We start from the raw sequence: 20,452 nt of genomic DNA, 5'->3' as shown, positions 1-20,452 counted from the left end.
TACATGCACTAGCAGTGAGCTACAAAAAGAAAGATAGTCTTATCCTACTTTTATACTTTGAAGCTCTTTTGCCTCGGCTTCGATCGTAAAGTCATCAAGAACTTGTACAAGCTCCGCTCTCGTTTCACTTTGATTGATTTGATTTCTCACGTCCGCATTGCCTCGGACACCTTTTAAGTACCATGCTGCGTGCTTTCTCATTTCTCTGACAGCCACATGCTCGCCTTTTAGATCAATGAGTCTGTCTAAGTGAAGCTTGCACACTGACATCTTCTCACGTACATTTGGCTCTTCTTTCAGTTCACCCGTTTCTAAATAATGAACCGTTCGATAGATCATCCACGGGTTTCCTAGTGCGGCTCTTCCAATCATGACAGCATCTACACCCGTTTCATCAAGCATACGTTTTGCATCTTGAGGGGTTTTGACATCTCCATTGCCGATGACAGGAATGGAAACAGATTGTTTGACCTCTTTTATAATATCCCAATTCGCTGTTCCTTCGTACATCTGCACACGTGTCCGTCCGTGAAGCCCAACCGCTTGGCCACCTGCTCGTTCAACAGCACGGGCATTGTCGATAGCGAAGATATGATCTTCGTCCCAGCCCATTCTCATTTTCACCGTAACAGGCTTATCTACAGCATCTACAACAGCAGAGACCATTTCATAAATCTTGTTTGGATCAAGCAACCATTTCGCTCCTGCATCACATTTCGTAATCTTCGGTACAGGACAGCCCATATTGATATCAATAATGTCCGCTGTGGTATTCTGGTCTACAAACTTTGCCGCTTCAACGAGAGTGTCTTTTTCTCCTCCAAATATTTGAAGGCTCAAAGGCTTTTCCCGTTCATCAATGTATAGCATACCCATTGTTCTTGCATTGTTGATCAGGATCGCCTTGTCACTGACCATTTCAGCGCAGACTAAACCTGCTCCAAACTCTTTCACTGTCAGTCTGAAGGCAGAGTTGCAAACACCAGCCATAGGCGCGAGCACCACTTTGTTTTTAATGTCGATATCTCCGATTTTAAACATCATTTCCCCTCCTTCCTTCTTCAAGAATTGGCGATAGTTCTTCCACCGTTATATTTAAAGCATTTGCTATTTGACCAACCAATTGGTTTGTTGGTAATCGATTGCCTCGCTCAATTTCTCCTAAGACAGAGACAGAGATGCCCAGTCTTTTCGCGAACCCTTCCTGAGTATACCCTTTTAGCTTTCGGTATGCACGAATTCTTCTACCCCACATGTCTTTTTCCATATGCTTACACCTTCTTGGTCTGTTACGGCATTTATTTGCACTTCGCCGATTTCTGGGCAAATCTCACTCATCGGAACGAGAACGAATAAACGTTCGTACATTCTAGGATGTGGCACTACAAGCTGTTCTGTTTCAATATTTTCACGATTATAAAGTAAAATGTCAAGGTCAGCCGTTCGCGGTCCCCATCTCACTTCTCTTGTTCTGCCTAACTCTTGCTCGATTTTCTGAGTAAGTGTCAGTAGTTCATTTGGACGAAGCGAGGTGGAAATTTTCACAGCCATATTTAAAAAGTCATCTTGGTTTTCGTAACCTACAGGTGTTGTTTCATATATAGATGAGATTGATTCTACTTGAACCTCTGGATGTTCGTGCAGTTTTTTGACGGCTTCTTTTAAATAGGTTTCCTTTTTCCCTATGTTCGAACCTAAAGCGATGTATGCGGTATTGTTCATGCGCGCGATCTCGTCATTTCAATGGCAACGGACTGATAGTGTCCTGGAATTGGCGGATCTGGTTTGATCACCTTCACTGTACATTCCTGAACTGTCGGGAAGTCCTTTAACACTTGGATTGCAATTCTTTCTGTCAGTGTTTCAACAAGGTTGACGGATTCACCCTCTACAATGCTTTTGCAGATTTGGTAGAGCTCCGCATAATTGATGGTCTCATTGAGGTCATCCGTTTGTCCGGCTTTACTTAAATCAAGTGAAGCTGTTAAATCCACACGGAACCGCTGTCCTAATTTATTTTCTTCTGCAAATACGCCATGGTAGCCGTAAAATTCCATTCCATTTACATATACTTTATCGATGATAAGCGCCTCCCTTATTCAACATGGCATCCATCATTTTTGCCATTCTTGCGATTTCTTTTACATCATGTACGCGAACCATCGCACTGCCTTTTTGAATCCCAAGGCAGACCGTAGCCCCCGTTCCTTCAGTACGTTCTTCCGGTGGCAGGTCTAAGACAGCTCCGATGAATCGTTTTCGAGATGTAGCTAATAGCAGTGGATACCCAAGGTGACAAAAATGTTCGAGCTCATTCATGACCATCAGGTTGTCCTCTTTATTTTTCGCAAACCCCACACCTGGGTCCAATATGATCATGTCATCACGGACACCGGCTTGTTTCGCAATTTGAACACTTTCTTTCAAATCTGCGATCATATCTGAAATTAGATGTGTGTAGTTTCGCTCTGGCCGATTGTGCATTAAAATAATCGGCACATTGTGCTTCGCTGCCACATGCGCCATTTGAGGATCTGCCTTCGCTCCCCATACATCATTAATGATGGAAGCTCCGGCTTTCACTGCTTCATCTGCCACATGGGCTTTATACGTATCAATGGAAATCGGTACATCCAATTCTTTTGTGATCTTTTCAATGACGGGAATGACTCTTGAAAGCTCCTCTTGTTCTGAGACAAATGCCGCTCCTGGGCGAGTCGATTCTCCGCCAATATCAATGATATGCGCCCCGTCTTCTATCAGCTGTGCTGCATGAGCCAGCGCTTTATCCACTTGATTAAACTTTCCTCCATCTGAAAAAGAGTCAGGTGTGACATTTAAAATGCCCATAACCAATGTCTTTTCTTCATAACTAAGGGTGTGGTGCTTGGCTTGTATGATTTTAGGCTGTTTTATCACTTGTTGTGTCATTGTGTCCACCTACTCTTTATGATCTAGACGTTCTTTTGTATATTGTGTTCGCAATTTTGTTGAGAATATCCGGCTGTTTTGGGAAAAGGAGATTTCCCCTATACTTCTGAAAGGCACAATCCCTTGAACAGAATTGGTCATCCATGCCTCATCAGCTGATAGCAAATGGGAGAACGGGTATCGCCCTACTTTTAGTGAAGCCTCCATCGCTTGGAGTGTTTCGATACAATATCGACGAGTGACCCCATTTAAAATGCCTGTATCAAGTGACGGTGTATAAATCACATCGCCTTTTCGCCAAAATACATTGGAGGTAATTCCTTCTGCCACATCATTTTCTTTTGTTAAAAAGATGCCTTCTAACGACGGATCATTTCCCACTTCTCTTTTTGCGAGCATGTTGTTCATATAATGATGAGACTTGAGGCGCCTTGGACCTTCTGGCGTATTTCTCCTTGTTTGAAGAATGACTCCCTGTTTCTCATCTAAAACAGATTCGGGCCGGAATGGAGAGATCATGACAAACACGACAGGCTCTTCATAAGGATCTGCAGAAAATCCATTGCCTCTGCCTGCAGAAACATTGAAACGAATTCTCGCATAACCACCGGCTATTTCGTTTTTATTCAGTAAGGTATGAATGATGTCGAGTACAAATGGTTTCTCTATTGTGGATTCGATGCAAAGGTCACGCAATGATTGATTGAGCCTTTCAAGGTGCCAATCTAACAGAAAGACTTGTCCTGCCAGGCTGGTAAATGTTTCGAATACACCGATGCCATATAGAAAACCATGATCAAAAGGAGAAAGAGTCGCGTCTTTCTCCTCTATATACTGACCGTTCAGATAAATGATCATGCGTTTACTTCATGCCCCTTTTTACGATAGGTTTCAATGAAATTTTTAAGCATCTCTTTTCCGAAGGACGTCATAATCGATTCAGGATGAAACTGTACACTTTCAATCGGCAGCTCTTTATGGCGAATGGCCATGAGCTCGCCTTCCTTTGTGCTGGCTGTTGCGTCAAAGCACTCCGGCAGCGTCTCGTTTTTGACAATTAATGAATGATATCTCGTTGCGACAAGCGGATTTTGGAGTCCAGTGAAGACACCTTTTTCGTCATGAGCAATCTCTGACGTTTTACCATGCATTAAGCGTTCTGCACGAATGACATCCCCGCCAAAAACTTGTGCGATGGATTGATGACCTAGGCACACACCGAAGATCGGAATACTTCCCGCAAAGTGCTTGATCGCCTCCATACTAATTCCCGCTTCATCAGGACTGCATGGCCCCGGGGAAATCATGAGAAAATCTGGCTTGAGTTCTTCAATTTCTTGAATGGTTACTTGATCATTCCGTTTCACGATCAATTCTTCTCCAAGCTCACCTAAATACTGGACCAAGTTGTACGTAAATGAATCATAATTATCAATCATTAATATCATGCTCTGCTCACCTCTAACTCAAAATAGTCTCTTCTTTGCTCAACTGTAATGCTTTTTTCACTGCATAGGCTTTTTTAATCGATTCTTTGTATTCGTGCTTTGGTACAGAATCGATGACGATCCCAGCACCCGACTGCATAAAGGCTTTGCCTTCAGTGCAGTACGCCGTACGAATGACGATGTTAAAGTGCATATCTTGATTGAATCCAAACCAGCCTATAGATCCAGTATAAAGCCCACGCCTTGTTGGCTCAAGCTCTTCTATGATTTCCATTGTTCTCACCTTTGGAGCACCTGTAATTGTTCCGCCTGGGAATACAGCTCTCATGACATCTACTGCATCACAATCATTACGCAGTTCCCCTTGTACGTTGGATACAATGTGCATCACGTGTGAATATTTCTCAATCGCCATAAATTCGTTCACTTTTACTGAGCCATAAGTGGACACGCGTCCAAGGTCATTCCGCTCTAGATCCACGAGCATCACATGCTCCGCGCGTTCTTTTTCATTTTCAATGAGCTCTTTTGCCAGCGCTTGATCCTCAGCATCGTCTTTGCCTCTTGATCTTGTACCCGCAATTGGTCTTGTTTCTAATTGAGTCCCCTTTTTCTTAATAAGCAGCTCTGGAGATCCACAAACGATTTGGAAATCAGGCGTGTGCAGATAAGACATATAAGGAGATGGATTGACTTGACGTAACGTTTTATATAAATCATACGGATGTGTGTGGAGCTGTTCCTCTTGTCTGATGGATAAATTCACTTGGAACACATCACCGCTTGCGATATATTGCTTAATCTTCTCTACTGCTTCTCCAAAGGTTTCTTCGGTAAAAGGTGCTGCTGGTACAAATTCTGCAGAAGATTCATGAACAGGTGATTGCGCTGATTCTTTTGCAAAGCTTGTCCACTTTTGCTTCAAATCTTCGAGTCTTTGATGAATGTCCCTCACGGGTTCCGCTCCCTCTGTGTGAGTAATCAGCCACAGCACGTTTTCTTCATGATCAAAGACCGCAACATCATTAAACACGAGAAAATAAAGATCTGGTGTTTTCAGGTCATCAATGGACAACATCTTAAAATGTTCAATATATCTAGCATAATCATAGCTTAAAAATCCAATCGCTCCGCCTTGAAAATCAGGGTATTCCTCATTCGTTTCGGTTTGAAGGGTTTGGAACCAATCCGTAAACGCTCTAAATGGATCACCTTCTTTGAACAGCACCTCGTCTTGATAATGGATGGTTGTCATCCCGTCTTTACCCTTCGCTTTAGCGATTGGGTGAATGCCAGCAATGCTGTAGGAACCACCGCGAGCACTTTCAAGTAGAACATGGTGTGTTTCGCCAGCAGTTAATTGTTCGTATCTTTTCAAGAATGCATCTTTCGTAAAAGGAATTTTGATGCCCATCGGCCTGCGTTGTGTCATGTTATCATCCTTTTTCATTTTCATTAATCTTATTGTAATGCAATCCAATTTATTTAGAAAATAGTATTTGCTTTCCATCTACAGATTTCATAAAAAAACCCCAGCAAATGCTGGGGTAATTGGTTTAATCGAATTGATAAAGAGGTGTGCTGAGGTAACGTTCCCCATTACTTGGGATAATTGCCAGAACCTTTTTCCCTTTACCAAGCTTCTTCGCTGTTTGAAGTGCTGCGTAAATAGCTGCTCCTGAAGAAATACCGCCGAGGATCCCTTCCTCTTTCGCTGCTCTTCTTGCAAGCTCAAATGCATCTTCGTTTTTCACTTGGATAATGCCGTCATATACTTCCGTGTTCAAGATGGAAGGGATAAACCCTGCTCCAATCCCTTGGATTTTATGCGGGCCTGGCTTTCCGCCTGATAATACAGGAGAATCTGTCGGCTCTACCGCATAAAGCTGAATCGATGGGATGGCTTCTTTTAGGACTTCACCAGCACCCGTAATTGTGCCGCCCGTACCAACACCTGCAATAAATGCATCAAGCTCGCCGTCAAACTGTTCAAGAATTTCTTTTCCTGTAGTACGGCGGTGAATCTCCGCATTGGCTTCGTTGCTAAATTGCTGAGGCATGAAGTAACCGTGCTCTTCTGCCAATTCTTCTGCCTTTTTGATGGCACCTTTCATTCCTTCTGCACCTGGTGTTAATACAAGCTCTGCACCATAAGCGCGTAAAAGGTTGCGGCGCTCCTGACTCATTGTGTCTGGCATCACTAGAATTGCGTTAATTCCTTTAGCTGCCGCTACCATTGCAAGACCGATCCCTGTGTTTCCGCTTGTTGGTTCGATGAGCGTGTCGCCGGCTTTTAAAGTACCTTTCGCTTCAGCATCTTCGATCATCGCTAACGCAATACGATCTTTTACACTGCTGCCCGGGTTCATATATTCAAGTTTCAAGTAGACATCCGCACTGTCTTCATCTACTAAACGGTTTAATTTAACGACTGGTGTATTTCCTATTAGTTCAAAAACTGAATTTGCAATACGAGCCATCACTAACACCTCTATCTCCGAGTAATTTTATTGTATTAATATTAAATTATCAATTTCGAAAAATTTTGTCAATGCTTTTAGTCCTGCTCGCCATCGTAAAACCATGTGACTTTTGCTTCTTTCCACAGGGTTTTGACATTCGCCTTTTCACCTAGATCTTCCATGGCAATCTGCCTTTTGATCTGATTTTTGACTTCTTCATAAGAGAAGGAGCGGCCATTTAATTTTTCTTTTAGTTGAATAATGGCATACTCATTTTTGGTCTCGATCGGTTCTTTAGTCCATTCATCTGGCTGAAGCTTTTGAGCTTCCTGTATGTATAGGGCTGGGATACTTTCTTGTTCTTCTGTCACAAACCCAAGATCTCCGCCATATGGAGAGGTGTAGCGGTCAATGGAGCGTTCAGCTGCCACCGCCTCGAAGCTAGATCCGCCTTTCAGATCCTTCAATACATTTTCAGCTTCGCCTTTTGTCTTCACGACGATATGACGAATACGGTATGAATCATCATATTGATATAAGTCCTTGTTTTTTTCATAAAAGGATTTCGCTTCTTTTTCGGAAACGACAGCATCTCTCGTTAAAAGCTGCTCTAATAAAATTTGATAACGAATCTGTTCTGTCCAGTCCTTTTCACTCGTATGTCCATCTTCGTAGAAATTATTAGATACCGCTTTAAGCATCAGTAATTCACGATTGATTTCTTTTGAGGACACCTCAAGCTTGTTTTCTTTCGCAAGCTGATCGACCACCTTCTGATTAATCATTTGCTCAAGTGTTGCCTTTCCATAGCGGTCTTCCATCTTCTTTAACCATTCTTGACGTGTCACCTTCTCTTTTCCAATCGACGCAATTTCTTCACCGCTCTTCCCGTTTGAAGAAGCCTGTGACATTTGCGACTTTGTTAATACATATGCAATAACACCGGCATTGATCATAAGCAACACAAGGATAAATGTCCATACTACTCTTGCTTTCAGTCTCATCATTCGTCTCCTTTCCATTCAAAAAAGAAAACCCGCTGCTTAGAGCTTAGCGGGTTATTTCTTCACGTAGCTCTTCTAGCTCTTCTTTTGTAAATACATACGTTTCGTTACAAAAATGGCATTGAGCTTCTGCTTGTCCCTCTTGTTCAATCATGTCTTCAATTTCGGCTTTTCCTAGGCTGATAATGCCATTAGCAAAACGTTCTTTTGAGCAGTTACAAGAGAATTCGACAGGTACAGTTTCTAAAATTTGAGGTTTTTCTCCGAGTACTTCTTCTAAAATTTCTTCTGGTGTCATCCCTTTTTCAATGAGTTTAGAAATGGGTTCAATGGTTGAGAGCCGCTTTTCTAGTCTTTCGATGACAGCATCTTCTGTTCCAGGCAGCAATTGAATGATGAAACCGCCAGCTGCGAGAATCGAGTTATCTGGATTGACGAGAACCCCTACACCAACAGAGGAAGGCACTTGCTCAGAAGAGACAAGATAATAAGTGAAGTCATCTCCAATTTCACCTGAGACGATCTCCGTTTGTCCTGTGAAGTGATCTTTCAGTCCGATATCTTTGACAACACTTAACGTTCCAGATGTCCCGACTGCACGTCTAACATCTAGCTTGCCATGTTCATTTAAGTCAAAGTGGACTTGTGGGTTTGAGACATATCCGCGCACCTGGCCCTTTGCGTTTCCATCAGCAATGATGGCACCGATTGGTCCACCGCCTTCAATTTTGACCGTTAGCTTATTTTCGCCTTTCAGCATAGCACCCATCATGACTGTAGCTGTCATTGTTCTGCCAATCGCTGCTGATGCTGTTGGCCATGTATGGTGTCTTCTTTGTGCTTCGTTGATTGTATCTGTTGTGTTTGCAGCATATGCTCGGACTTTTCCGTCATATGCTAACGCTTTAACTAAGTAGTCCATTCGATTTTAAACCTCCTATAGTACACCGACACGATTACGTTCATAAATGAGTTGAAGTCCTTTTAATGTTAAGAACGGATCGACAATATCAATGCAGTCTGATTCATTTCCAATCAATGTCGACAAACCGCCTGTTGCAATGACTTTCGGTGTTTGTTTCGCTTGCTGCTTCATCCGTTTCACTATTCCCTCGACTTGCCCAACATATCCATAAAGGATGCCGGATTGCATTGCACTGATGGTGTTTTTTCCAACAATGTGATCTGGACGGACAATTTCAATTCTTGGCAGTTTCGCCGCTCTTGTATATAAAGCCTCTGTTGAGATGGTAATACCAGGTGCAATTGCCCCACCCATGTATTGTTTTTGTTCATTGATATAGCAGTAGGTTGTCGCTGTGCCAAAGTCTACGACAATGAGAGGTGCCCCATATAGATGAATCGCCGCTACTGCATTCACAATTCGATCAGCCCCGACTTCCTTTGGATTGTCACACATAATGTTTAATCCAGTTTTCATTCCAGGCCCTACAATTTGGGGAGTTATGTGAAAGTACTTCTCGCACATTCTTTCTAATGCAAACATCATTGGCGGGACAACAGACGAAATGATAATTCCTTCTATTTGATCAAACATCAGCCCGACATAATCAAATAAAGACCTGATAGCCATACCAAATTCATCTTCTGTTTTATGACGGCTTGTTTCAATTCGCCAATGGTAGTTTAGATCGCCATTATGATAAACACCTAAAACGGTATTTGTGTTCCCTACATCTATCACGAGTAACAACTTCATCACCACTTTGAATAGTTTCTCAAAAAGAGCATTTTTCGACTTTCTATCATACCATACACGAATTGAGTTCCATTTGTAAACAATTCGAAACCGATCCATTCAGGAATCGAAATAAAAAAAGCTGCCGGTGATCCCGGCAGCTTTCACAGAAGGAGATTAGATCTCCTCATCTTCTTCTTTTTTCTTGATGTTCACTTTCACATCATCGTTTTTCTCTTCGTCATCTGCGTATACACGCTCTGGAAGCTTTCCAGTTTCGTAAAGAGATTTAATTTGCTCAGCATCTAATGTTTCAACTTCTAGAAGGGCTTGTGCGATGATTTCTAGCTTATCTTTATTCTCAGTGAGAATTTGTTTCGCACGTTCGTAGCTGTCCTTGATGAAACGCTGAATTTCTTGGTCAATTTCGTAAGCGATCGCTTCACTATAATTCGGCTCGTTGTTAAAGTCACGGCCAAGGAATACTTGACCTCCTTGTGCTTGACCGAATTGAAGTGGACCAAGTTTATCAGACATACCGAACTCTGTAACCATTTTTCTTGCAATGCCAGTTGCACGCTGGAAGTCGTTGTGAGCACCTGTACTTACTTCACCAAACGTAATTTCCTCTGCAACACGACCGCCGAGCAAGCCGACAATTTTATCAAGAAGCTCTGGTTTCGTTTGGAAATAACGGTCTTCTCTTGGAAGCATGACCGCATATCCGCCTGCCTGACCACGAGGAACGATCGTTACTTTATGCACCATGTCCGCTTCGTCTAGGATAAGACCAATAACGGTATGACCCGCTTCATGGTAAGCCACGATATTACGTTCTTTCTTCGAAATGACGCGGCTTTTCTTAGCCGGCCCAGCGATGACACGGTCAGTCGCTTCGTCGATATCACGCATATCAATTTTCTTTTTGTTATGACGGGCAGCAACAAGTGCTGCTTCGTTTAGTAAGTTCTCAAGATCTGCTCCAGAGAACCCAGGTGTTCTGCTTGCAATGGCTTTCAAATTCACTGCATCATCAAGCGGTTTGTTTTTCGCATGAACCTTCAGCACTTCTTCACGGCCAATGACATCTGGGCGGTCAACCGTAATTTGACGGTCAAAACGTCCCGGACGCAGCAATGCAGGATCTAGGATATCTGCACGGTTCGTCGCAGCGATGATAATAATACCTTCGTTCGCACTAAAACCATCCATTTCAACAAGAAGCTGGTTAAGCGTTTGTTCACGCTCGTCATGACCACCGCCAAGACCGGCTCCACGCTGACGACCCACTGCATCAATCTCATCAATAAAGATTAAGCATGGTGCATTCTTTTTCGCATTTTCGAATAAATCACGTACACGTGATGCACCGACACCGACGAACATCTCGACGAAGTCAGAACCACTGATGCTGAAGAAAGGAACGCCTGCTTCTCCTGCAGATGCTCTCGCAAGCAATGTTTTACCTGTACCTGGAGGTCCTACTAGTAAAACCCCTTTAGGAATTCTTGCGCCAAGCTCCGCAAATTTACGTGGGTCCTTCAGGAATTCAACCACTTCTACAAGTTCTTGCTTTTCTTCATCTGCACCGGCAACATCTTTAAATTTCACACGTTTCTTCTCTTCTGTGTAAAGCTTCGCCTTACTCTTACCAAAGTTCATAACACGGCTTCCACCGCCCTGAGCTTGGTTCAATAAGAAGAAGAACAGGATAAAGATGATGATGAACGGAATGATGGTTGTCAGGACTTGCAGCCATCCATTTGTTTCAGGTGCTGGTTCTACTTTTACATCTGTATTCTTAAGTGCACTGTAAATCTGGTCAACACCTTGACCATCTGGAACATGGGTAATGAAGTATTGATCTTTCTTCGCGCCATCTAATTGACCACGAATTTCATAAACCCCTCTTACAGGCTGAATGGAGATACTCTCCACTTTTCCCGCACTTAGATTTTGCGAAAATTTGCTGTAAGACATGTTCTCAGGCTTTTGATTAGGGGATCCTAACCAACTGACTACCCCTATCACAAGTAATAAAATAAGTATATAAAAAATCGTATTACGAAAAACCCGATTCATTCCTTACCTCCTCCCACAGTAAGCACAACTATGGTCAATAGTATCATAGAAAATCATTCCAATACAACCAATAACCTCATGTATACGTATGCTGATTAGCCTTCGTAAACAGATGGTTTTAACACTCCAATATACGGGAGGTTTCGGTAACGTTCAGCGAAATCCAATCCATAGCCGACAACAAATGCATCTGGAACTTCAAATCCAACATAATCTGCTTTGATGTCTGCTTTACGACCGCTTGGTTTATCAAGCAATGTCACAATTTTTATGGAGTTTGCTTTACGGTATCGGAAAAGCTCTACCAGATAGCTCAAAGTTAACCCACTGTCGATGATATCTTCCATAATTAAAATATCTCTTCCTTCAACAGAAGTATCTAGATCTTTAATGATCTTTACTTCTCCTGAAGATACGGTAGATTTTCCGTAGCTAGATACATCCATAAAATCAAGTTCTAAATATGTATCAATGTGTTTGATCAGGTCTGCCATGAATGGAAGAGCCCCTTTCAAAACACCAATAGCCAGGGGAAATTTACCATCATAATCGCTGGTTAATGTTGCACCCAGTTCCTTCACTTTTTGCTGGATCTCTTCTTCTGAGATCAAAACCTTTTCAATATCTTGTTTCATGCTTTTGCTTGCCCCCTACAAATTTTCATGCTGTCTATATTGTAATACAATGAGATCGCTGTTTGTCATATCAATTTCTTCAAAAACGGATTTTTTCAGACCTGGGATCCAGATGATTTGATTCTCCGAGTCAGTGACGATCGGCCAGCTGTCTCTTTCTGCAAGAGGCACTTTTTTATCAATAAATATATCCTTCACCTTTTTTGATCCATTCATCCCTTTAAGTTTGATTCGATCACCATTTTTTCGTGAGCGAATGATCAAAGGGAAACGAACATGATCTTTTTGAAGCAAGAAAAAATGGTTTCCGTTCCGTGCATCCTTCGGAACATGATTTGATACCACGATAGACTGCCCATTTGGAAGGAAAAGCTTCTCTCCAAGCTCACCCTTTAAGTGAAGAGCATAAGACTGGTCTAGTACAAGCGATCGTTCAAAGGTAAACATACAGTAATCATAAGACTTGACAGCTTGTAAACCTTTTGGCAAATCTAATGATCCAGACGGTTGTTCAGTATGAGATAACCAGTCCAAAGTCCCTAGAATATGCTGGTTTGAAAACGCTGATTGAGTGTTTTCATAAAGATAGTTTAATATTAGTTGAATGCCTCTTCTTTGTAAAGGCAAAGGCAGGTCAAGCAAAGGCTTCGTTTTGATCTTAATTTGCTTAGGCGATTGATTCGTTATCACTTGGTTCATTTGTTCCTTTGTTAATGCCTGCAAGTATTGCTCATCTTCAGTCAGCATGTCACTTACAAACTGAAAGCTTTCATGTACATGAGGTGCCTCTTCTTTTAACACGGGAAGAATGTGTCTTCTTATCCGGTTTCTCAAGTAGTCATCTGTGTGATTGCTTTGATCAATGACATAGGGAATATGTTCTTTTTCACAAGCGTTCAGCACGTCATCCTTGGAATATCCAATGAGCGGCCGAATCAGCCATCCATCTTGATAAGGACGTTTTGCTTGGATACCTGCGAGTCCTATTCCAACAGTCCCTCTCACAAGCCTCATCATCATTGTTTCTACTTGGTCGTCTCCATGATGTGCAAGCGCTAGAAATTGAGCGTTGTATTGCTCCATCAATTGACGAAAGAAAGCATATCTGCACTCTCTTGCAGCTGCCTGTTTGTTTAAGTGGTTTTCTTTTGCATATTGGGTAACTTGTATGCGGGCCGATTCAAAAGGAATTCCTTGCTCCTTGCAGTACGCCTCAACAAATGCCAAATCAGCAAAGGATTCTTCTCCTCTGAACATGTGATCTACATGGGCTGCAATCAGCTGATAGGAACCTTTTTGACGTTTGTTTAGTTCGTGCAGTAAAAGCATCGAATCTGGTCCGCCAGAAACCCCGACAATGACTGTCGTATTTTCAAGGTAAACATCATGTTTTTTCAAAAATGATTCAATTCTATTCACAACTTCCTCCTCACAAAGAGCAGGTAATTTAAAGATATACATATCCTATCACTTTCAGTAGCTCCAAGCAAAGATGAAGCCTGCTTTTTTACAGGGTCTATAGCAGGAACAAAACTACATATGCACAGTAAAGAGCAAGTACACTGCACACGATAAGAACAGTTTCAAAAAGCCCACCTGATTTTTTGCGTACTGGCGTTCTTTTTGCTGCTGCAACTCTCGATCGTGAAGTCACCTGTTGATTTTGTTGAACAGCGGGCTTTTGCCCGTTTTTTTGCTGCTGCTTCTTTTGACTCGCTTTTCTTGAAGCGATCAGCTGTCCTTCTTTCAGCATCGCACTCTTCATAGCCGCCGCTGATTGATATTTACCTTGTAGAGCAGCCTTTAACACCCTTTCATATCGCTTTAATAAAGGATGTCCTTCAATGGCTCTGTAAAGCTGCTTTTCCGGTTCTGCTTCTTTTTTGAATTCTTTCTTATACGCACAGTTCACCATCACCATGCTTAAGGCAAACAGATCATAAGATGGCTCTGCCTTTCTTGTGCCAAATCCCCAATAGCCTCGATCAAAAAACTCGGTATATTCCTTGATTGCCCTGCCTGCTTTTGTCGTTCCTCCTACATCAATGCACCGAATCGCGGCCGGTGGACCTGACACGATGAGATTATCTGGCTTCAAGTCACCAAAAATCCAGCCTTCTTGATGTAAATGAGCCAGGTTAGATAAAAGCTGAACCATTAAAACAACGATCCACTCATCACCTTTTTGTTTTACAAATTCAAGCAGTAATGGGCCTCTGACATACTCCATCACATAAAAGGAACGCTTTTGAAGCATGCCGGGATAAATCGCATCATCCATATCATAAAAAGAAGGCCCCATGGTTTTCACAGGAGCCTTAGAAAAGGATTTTAATACATTGACTTCAGATGCAATGAGCATACTGTCATCACTCACTTTAAGGGCTACTTGACCATTTGGCGATTCGGCTAGATAGACAATACCGTTCGCCCCTTTTCCTAGCTCTTTTACAATGCGGTAATGATGGTGATGCCATTTCCCTTGAATCACCGTGCCTAACGGAATGTTAGAAGCCGAATTCATCATACTCTTCCTTTGCTTCAAGCAGCCCTTTACGTGAACGAACTGATTTGAAATGCTGGAGTGCTTCTCGAAGCGCTGGTCCAGTTGGAGTAATTCCTCCCGTGGTCAGTTTCGGGAAAATAGATGACAGTGAATCGAATCGAGGCGTCCAATTCAACACAATTTCAGCATCTGAGTTTTTCCCGGGAAATATACACATCCCAAACTGATTTTCACCAATTCTTGAATTTAAACTAATGGAGAGGTCAATGAGTGCTTCTTTAACGGTAGGCAGCTTCGGTTTCATACTTGCACTTGTATCAACAAGCACAAGTACTTGAAGGTGAACCGTCTCTCCTAACTCATCGACTACTTCCATCACTTCCCCACGCTTATCAGGCGGAAGCTCTTCAATTTCAGTATCTTTGCCAAGTATTTGCTGCAATTCTTTATTCACAACACCTTGTAAAGTTTGTGTCATCGCTTTTTTTGTAACCATTTGTACCGTTTGAGATAACTGCTGGACGTAGACAACTTGATGAATGCCCCCACCTGCGAGGGCAATCCCCTCGACTTCTTTCATTGCTTCATGATCGTGTCTGTTTTCCTCCATAATGCCAATGACATTGACTGTAATCCCTTGTTCCTTTGCCAATGAGGCAATCGCAAGTGGATCTTCCCCGTGATTTGAGCAGCCATCTGTAATCAATAAGATTTGGTTTACGTGACCTTTTCGCATCTTCATTCCTCCTGGGATCGTAACTGAATGCTTTATATCCCCATCATCGCCAGAAGAAATTCATATTATACGATATTTCAAGAAATCTCTTGTTTCTCAAGATAGAATGTCCCCGTCGGAATAGATGCCCATTTTGGTGTATTGTGATCAAGCCTGATGACAACAACCGTCATATCGTCGTCGATTTGACCCGATCTTGTTCGAATGACCTCTTCCATTAATAGATCAGCAATCTCTTGCGGATCTTCTGTTTTAAAGCTTTTCATTTTGCGCTTCACCCAGAGATCATGATTTTCAATATGCTTTGGTCCTTCGAAAATACCATCACTCATCATAATCAGCAGATCTCCTGCCTTCATCTGTTCGCTCACAACCTCCACTTCAAATTCATCAATAATCCCAATCGGCAAGTTGCTCGCTTGTACCTTCATCACCTGATCACCCCGTTTAATAAAGCTGGGTGTTGAACCGATCTTAAGGAACTTACAGCTCGCATCCTGTAAATCAATAATGGATAAATCTAATGTTGAATAGATTTCATCTGTCGTTCGTAAAGATAAAATACTATTAATGGTTTTGATCGCCACTTTTTCATTGATACCTGATGCTAATATTTTTTCTAACAGCTTAATCGTTTCATTGCTTTCAAAATGAGCCCTTGCTCCATTGCCCATTCCATCACTAATAGCCGCGGCATATTTGCCCGCACCCAGCTCCATCATGCTGTAGCTGTCTCCAGACACTAATCCTCCGCCTTTTGCTGCATGCGCTACGCCTGTAGCCACTCGATATGATTTTGCAGAGCCAAATACAACGTGGCAATAGCCTGTTGGGTGCTCTGCACACTGCTCTGCTTTGACTAAAATCTGTTCTTCTAAAATATCTGAGAGCATAGGGGCGATGATTTTTTCACATTCACCATGTCCTTGGCAATATGGGATTCTCATTTCAATATCGACATTCCCCTGCTCCAAGCTATAAATTTCTACTTGCTGAATTTCAATTCCAAAGTGCTGAAGTGCTTCTATCATCTGCTCTTCTTGAATAAAATGCTGTTCTCTTTCCCGTTTTATTTCCCGGGAAAAATCCTCCATCACTTGTGAGACACCCATCAGTTGTTCAGCTACTAGTCGTCTGCTGTCTTGGACTTTTTTCTTCAGGGTCTGGTTGGCTTTATAGTAAGCGATCTCCTCTTCAATCAATTCCTCGACATGTTTTGATTTTGAGCAGTGCTGGCTAAATTTCTTCTTCAATTTCCGGTTTTGCTCGTAGGTTTTTTCATCAGATTCATGCATAACTTGTTTCATCAGTTCATAGGTTGTATCAAAGTTCTGCACCCAGCATTTATTTTTCTTATAGCACGTTTGACAGGATCGTTCTGTGATCGTACTTAAAAAAAGATCTACATCCTCTTCCTGTTTCTTTTCTTCAGGAATGGAATCGTAAAATGTCGCAAAACTCTCAGACAGCGCATGAAATACGTTAGAAAATTGATCTACCTTTTTTGCTGTCACATCTCGTACTTTCCGGGCGTATTGCTGCTGTTCCTGTACATGCTCTACCGTACCAGGAATATATTTCGCTACCTTAGAGGTCACTGATTGTGGCGTGAGCAAGAAGAGCGCAACCGCAATCAGTGATTCATATAGCGTGGTTATGAGTCCTGCTGATCCTTCTCCGTACAAGGAAATAAGTAAGGAACCCACAATTAAGCCAATGGCTGCGCCTGCTTTCTTCCCCTCTTTCAGCAATCCCCCTAATAAACCTGAAAAGGCAAGAAGACTCATCTGATAAAGGTTTCCGATGTTAGCGAGACCGAGAATTAATCCAGTCACGACACCCACTGTACAACCAATACTCGCTCCTCCAATAAAGGCAAAGCTCAGCACTACATATCGTGACAAAATATGCTCTGCCTGCATTCCTTGAAATGTGATGCCAGCCAGACCTGTTAAAACTGAGGCAATCAAAATCATAAAGCAAATAATTTCTTCAACCTTTAAGGAGTGTTTGATTTTCCTGACTGTAAAAATCGGCAGGCTTTGAAGGAAAATCAGTGTCAAAATGAAGGCAAGTCCTGCTTCGACACCCGCCATGACGTAATCGTAGCTTTGCACAGCACCTTGCTCTAGATAAACAAATGCTCCTCTGGTGATCAGCATTGACAGCACAATGACAACCGGCAATGTTTTCACTGGGTCTTTGATAATGAAAGAAACCACCTTGGACATAAGAAGGAATACGATCAGCGACGCAAACACAAACAATGCATTTTGAGGTGATATCGTCATGGCTCCAGCAAGTAAAGCGAGACAAGCAAGCATGGACTTATCTCTTTTGATAAGCAGCATGGAGCCAAAGAAAGGCAGAGCAAACGGCATAATTTCAGATAATATAAAGGCTCGTCCTAATAAAAAACCAAGAACGACATAAATAAACCCTTTATAGAAAAAAAGAGAATGCGTATGATGAAGAAACAGGTTTTTCATCTTTTTTAACCCTGCACTGATTCTTTCAAACCCCGCTCCTGTTAAATCAGTTCTTCTTTCTAGTTTTTCCATCTTTTCATCCCCCACCTGATATTCGTTGCTTGTCATTATAGCGAAGGTGAAAAAGAAATTTTGTCAAAAGAAGTTGTCGTTTCCATAAAACGTTCGACGCTTTATTCGTCAAAGAGGCATACTTTCTTGAAAGTCGATGTCTTTCATCAGAATTTTACGAAGACACAAAAAAACAGCTTTCCTAAAGAAAGCTGTTTTCGAAGATGACCCGTACGGGATTCGAACCCGTGTTACCGCCGTGAAAGGGCGGTGTCTTAACCGCTTGACCAACGGGCCTTGCTTTTATGTTCTAATAAAAAGGATAGCGGCGGAGGGGATCGAACCCCCGACCTCACGGGTATGAACCGTACGCTCTAGCCAGCTGAGCTACACCGCCATAATAAAAATGCGCTAAGAAGCACAAGATCTATAATACAAAGGAATCGCTTGTCCGTCAATAGGAAGTTTTAAATTAAATGACGAAATCTCAAAAAATGTCGTATGGATCAAGAAAAAAAGCACCTGCGGACAGCAGGTGCTTTGTTGTGAAAGATATATAGAAAGCAGCAACAAGTTAACCTCTTCTTGCTCCGCGTCCCCCACGTTTTGATTCCGTGTTACGTTTTAAAGATGTTAAGCGGTCTTCACTATCTTTTAAGAATTTGTTCATTTTTTGCTCAAACGATTCCTTTGGACGGAAATCATTTCTGACCGGTCTTGATTGTTGTTGAGGACGATCTTTTGCTTTTTTAATGGACAAGCCGATTTTACCGTCTTTTTCAACGTTAATCACTTTCACTTCAACTTGTTCACCGACTTTTAAATGCTCATTAATATCTTTTACATAGTTATCGGCTACCTCACTGATATGAACGAGACCAGTTGAACCGCCTGGCAACTCCACAAAAGCTCCAAAATTTGTAATGCCCGTAACTTTCCCTTGTAACTTGCTGCCAACTTCAATCGACATAAAAAAAGTGCTCCTCCTTAGACTTATAAAAAAATCTCATTTGTTCAATTATACATAAACTGAATTTTAAGTGTCAACAAGGCTAATCGCTCTTATTGCCCACATCAAAGATTTTTTCGCCTTTTTTGGACATATAATAGTCTCGTCGTGCCAGTTCGAGTACGTATTCCTTGCTTTTCAGCTTTTTAATTTCATCAGAAATATCTTCCTGCTTTGTTTGTAATTGCTTTAATTCTTTTTCGAGCGCAACCTTCTTCTCTTCTTTTTCCTTTAATGAGGACGATTGCGACCAGAGGGCACTTGTTACCAAGACAGCAAACATGAGCACGATCACACCAAACACAGTAAGCCTTCTAAGGAGTCCTCGGCGTTTGCGTTTTAAGCGCTGTGCTTGCTGTTCCATTTGTTTTTGGTAATCATTTTGAATTTGTGCGATATTTCTTTTTCTCTTGTTCAAGGTTGAAGGCCTCCTCTCTTACTTTGTCCAGAATTGTTTCCATTTCGTTTTGATGGTACCAGATAATTTCTTGGTCCCTTGTAAAATTCCTGCTCCTTTAGAGAAAAACAATCTCATTGATGTTCGCCATTTTTCGGGAATCCGATGAATAATGGTCACATTAAGTAACCAGATGAGCGGATAACAAACAATGGACAGCACCTTCCACACGAGCCGAAACGTAAAACGAACAAGACGTAAGAGCGAGTGGAACAAGAACAGTATAACACTTATGACCATTGTGACAATCCAACGGATCGGCTGGAAGACGATCGACATGACCAGCCTTTTAAGGATGAGAACGGTTTGATAAATACACATCGTGATAAACTTGAGAATATTCATATACAGCTGTTTCATCAATGCCTGATACATCGAGAAACCTAGTGCAACGGCTAGAAAGATATAAAGCCTGAATTCTCCCTCATTTGTCAGCAGCAGAACATAAAAGAATAAGAGACCCTGTACCAGCCAAAAAAGGAGATCATGTATAATCAAAAGCCATTTTGCTGTCTTTTCCCGATTCACAAACAGCTTGTACGTATCAAGCGATGCGCCCAGCCAGATGCCCATCGCTACCATCGAAAGCATCGTATAAAACTGGACTGTCAGCGTCATTTAAACAGCTTGCTAAAAAACCCTTTAGCTTTCTCCCCGTGCTGCTCATCTACATAAATTAAGTCAAAGACACGTCCTTTAATCGACACAACGCCTTTTTCGACGTCTAGGTTTTTCATTTGCAGATTTTCTCCGCGGATAGCGAGAATTCCCATGACCGTCTCAAGCAGAAATTCTTCATTATCAAAGCTTTCCACCTGTTTGACGCCGGTAATATCTAAATGCTTTCTGTTTCGCATTGTGATATTGTGTTCCGCTTCTGATGACAGCTTCGTGCCTTGAGGTTGATTATAATATTGATTCATTTATACATCCCCCATATCTC

At 42.0% G+C, this 20,452-nt stretch carries 22 protein-coding genes and 2 tRNA genes; all 24 read right to left on the bottom strand.

What is annotated here, in order from left to right:
* Positions 1-39: 39 nt before the first annotated feature.
* Positions 40-1,041, bottom strand: coding sequence for a tRNA dihydrouridine synthase DusB (gene dusB, locus MKY83_RS00485; protein ID WP_342487702.1), 1,002 nt, complete (start codon positions 1,039-1,041; stop codon positions 40-42).
* Positions 1,034-1,267, bottom strand: a complete 234-nt coding sequence (locus tag MKY83_RS00480; RefSeq protein WP_044140418.1) for a helix-turn-helix transcriptional regulator — start codon at positions 1,265-1,267, stop codon at positions 1,034-1,036. The genes dusB and MKY83_RS00480 overlap by 8 nt, the downstream gene beginning before the upstream one ends.
* A complete protein-coding gene (folK, locus tag MKY83_RS00475; RefSeq protein ID WP_065097647.1) occupies positions 1,219-1,722 on the bottom strand; it encodes a 2-amino-4-hydroxy-6-hydroxymethyldihydropteridine diphosphokinase in 504 nt (167 codons plus the stop codon). The genes MKY83_RS00480 and folK overlap by 49 nt, the downstream gene beginning before the upstream one ends.
* Positions 1,719-2,081 carry a dihydroneopterin aldolase gene (folB, locus tag MKY83_RS00470; RefSeq protein WP_080772974.1) on the bottom strand — a complete coding sequence of 121 codons (363 nt, stop codon included), beginning with the start codon at positions 2,079-2,081 and terminating at the stop codon, positions 1,719-1,721. Before folB ends, folK begins: the two co-directional genes overlap by 4 nt.
* Positions 2,074-2,931: a dihydropteroate synthase gene (gene folP, locus MKY83_RS00465; protein WP_044140415.1), complete on the bottom strand. Its 858-nt coding sequence runs from the start codon at positions 2,929-2,931 to the stop codon at positions 2,074-2,076. Before folP ends, folB begins: the two co-directional genes overlap by 8 nt.
* A 9-nt stretch (positions 2,932-2,940) precedes the next feature.
* Entirely contained in the window at positions 2,941-3,789 is an 849-nt protein-coding gene (gene pabC / locus MKY83_RS00460) for an aminodeoxychorismate lyase (RefSeq protein ID WP_106067686.1), read from the bottom strand.
* Entirely contained in the window at positions 3,786-4,379 is a 594-nt protein-coding gene (gene pabA, locus MKY83_RS00455; protein ID WP_106067687.1) for an aminodeoxychorismate/anthranilate synthase component II, read from the bottom strand. Before pabA ends, pabC begins: the two co-directional genes overlap by 4 nt.
* A gap of 13 nt (positions 4,380-4,392) precedes the next feature.
* The gene (locus MKY83_RS00450; protein WP_342487701.1) at positions 4,393-5,811 is read right to left on the bottom strand and encodes an anthranilate synthase component I family protein; all 1,419 of its coding nucleotides are present in this window, start codon (positions 5,809-5,811) and stop codon (positions 4,393-4,395) included.
* A 124-nt stretch (positions 5,812-5,935) separates the two neighbouring features.
* Positions 5,936-6,859: a cysteine synthase A gene (gene cysK / locus MKY83_RS00445; RefSeq protein WP_044140410.1), complete on the bottom strand. Its 924-nt coding sequence runs from the start codon at positions 6,857-6,859 to the stop codon at positions 5,936-5,938.
* A 77-nt stretch (positions 6,860-6,936) separates the two neighbouring features.
* Entirely contained in the window at positions 6,937-7,839 is a 903-nt protein-coding gene (locus tag MKY83_RS00440; RefSeq protein WP_342488632.1) for a peptidyl-prolyl cis-trans isomerase, read from the bottom strand.
* Between the two features lie 52 nt (positions 7,840-7,891).
* Positions 7,892-8,767, bottom strand: a complete 876-nt coding sequence (gene hslO / locus MKY83_RS00435; protein WP_044140408.1) for an Hsp33 family molecular chaperone HslO — start codon at positions 8,765-8,767, stop codon at positions 7,892-7,894.
* Between the two features lie 15 nt (positions 8,768-8,782).
* The gene (locus MKY83_RS00430; RefSeq protein ID WP_008341820.1) at positions 8,783-9,559 is read right to left on the bottom strand and encodes a type III pantothenate kinase; all 777 of its coding nucleotides are present in this window, start codon (positions 9,557-9,559) and stop codon (positions 8,783-8,785) included.
* 162 nt (positions 9,560-9,721) lie between these two features.
* Positions 9,722-11,626 (bottom strand): ATP-dependent zinc metalloprotease FtsH, encoded by a 1,905-nt coding sequence (gene ftsH, locus MKY83_RS00425; RefSeq protein WP_044140407.1) that lies wholly within the window; start codon positions 11,624-11,626, stop codon positions 9,722-9,724.
* A gap of 95 nt (positions 11,627-11,721) precedes the next feature.
* Positions 11,722-12,261 carry a hypoxanthine phosphoribosyltransferase gene (gene hpt / locus MKY83_RS00420; protein ID WP_003217950.1) on the bottom strand — a complete coding sequence of 180 codons (540 nt, stop codon included), beginning with the start codon at positions 12,259-12,261 and terminating at the stop codon, positions 11,722-11,724.
* Between the two features lie 15 nt (positions 12,262-12,276).
* On the bottom strand, positions 12,277-13,680 hold the full coding sequence (tilS, locus tag MKY83_RS00415) for a tRNA lysidine(34) synthetase TilS (protein WP_113768762.1): 1,404 nt from the start codon (positions 13,678-13,680) through the stop codon (positions 12,277-12,279).
* Positions 13,681-13,777: 97 nt separating this feature from the next.
* On the bottom strand, positions 13,778-14,785 hold the full coding sequence (locus MKY83_RS00410) for a protein kinase family protein (protein ID WP_111913494.1): 1,008 nt from the start codon (positions 14,783-14,785) through the stop codon (positions 13,778-13,780).
* On the bottom strand, positions 14,769-15,503 hold the full coding sequence (locus MKY83_RS00405; protein ID WP_144523249.1) for a VWA domain-containing protein: 735 nt from the start codon (positions 15,501-15,503) through the stop codon (positions 14,769-14,771). Before MKY83_RS00405 ends, MKY83_RS00410 begins: the two co-directional genes overlap by 17 nt.
* A 77-nt stretch (positions 15,504-15,580) precedes the next feature.
* Positions 15,581-18,064, bottom strand: coding sequence for a stage II sporulation protein E (gene spoIIE, locus MKY83_RS00400; RefSeq protein ID WP_003217965.1), 2,484 nt, complete (start codon positions 18,062-18,064; stop codon positions 15,581-15,583).
* A 204-nt stretch (positions 18,065-18,268) separates the two neighbouring features.
* Positions 18,269-18,340, bottom strand: a tRNA-Glu gene (locus tag MKY83_RS00395).
* Positions 18,341-18,366: 26 nt separating this feature from the next.
* Positions 18,367-18,440, bottom strand: a tRNA-Met gene (locus MKY83_RS00390).
* A 177-nt stretch (positions 18,441-18,617) separates the two neighbouring features.
* Positions 18,618-19,013, bottom strand: coding sequence for a S1 domain-containing RNA-binding protein (locus tag MKY83_RS00385; RefSeq protein WP_044140403.1), 396 nt, complete (start codon positions 19,011-19,013; stop codon positions 18,618-18,620).
* A gap of 82 nt (positions 19,014-19,095) precedes the next feature.
* Positions 19,096-19,470 carry a septum formation initiator family protein gene (locus MKY83_RS00380; RefSeq protein ID WP_003217952.1) on the bottom strand — a complete coding sequence of 125 codons (375 nt, stop codon included), beginning with the start codon at positions 19,468-19,470 and terminating at the stop codon, positions 19,096-19,098.
* 18 nt (positions 19,471-19,488) lie between these two features.
* Positions 19,489-20,127, bottom strand: coding sequence for a spore cortex biosynthesis protein YabQ (gene yabQ / locus MKY83_RS00375; RefSeq protein ID WP_003217942.1), 639 nt, complete (start codon positions 20,125-20,127; stop codon positions 19,489-19,491).
* Positions 20,124-20,432 carry a sporulation protein YabP gene (gene yabP / locus MKY83_RS00370; protein WP_003217974.1) on the bottom strand — a complete coding sequence of 103 codons (309 nt, stop codon included), beginning with the start codon at positions 20,430-20,432 and terminating at the stop codon, positions 20,124-20,126. Before yabP ends, yabQ begins: the two co-directional genes overlap by 4 nt.
* Between the last annotated feature and the right edge of the window lie 20 nt (positions 20,433-20,452).

The organism is Bacillus sp. FSL M8-0266 (genome assembly GCF_038613425.1).
GTDB classification, from domain to species: domain Bacteria; phylum Bacillota; class Bacilli; order Bacillales; family Bacillaceae; genus Bacillus; species Bacillus pumilus.
This window is presented reverse-complemented; position numbering and strand designations above follow the sequence as displayed.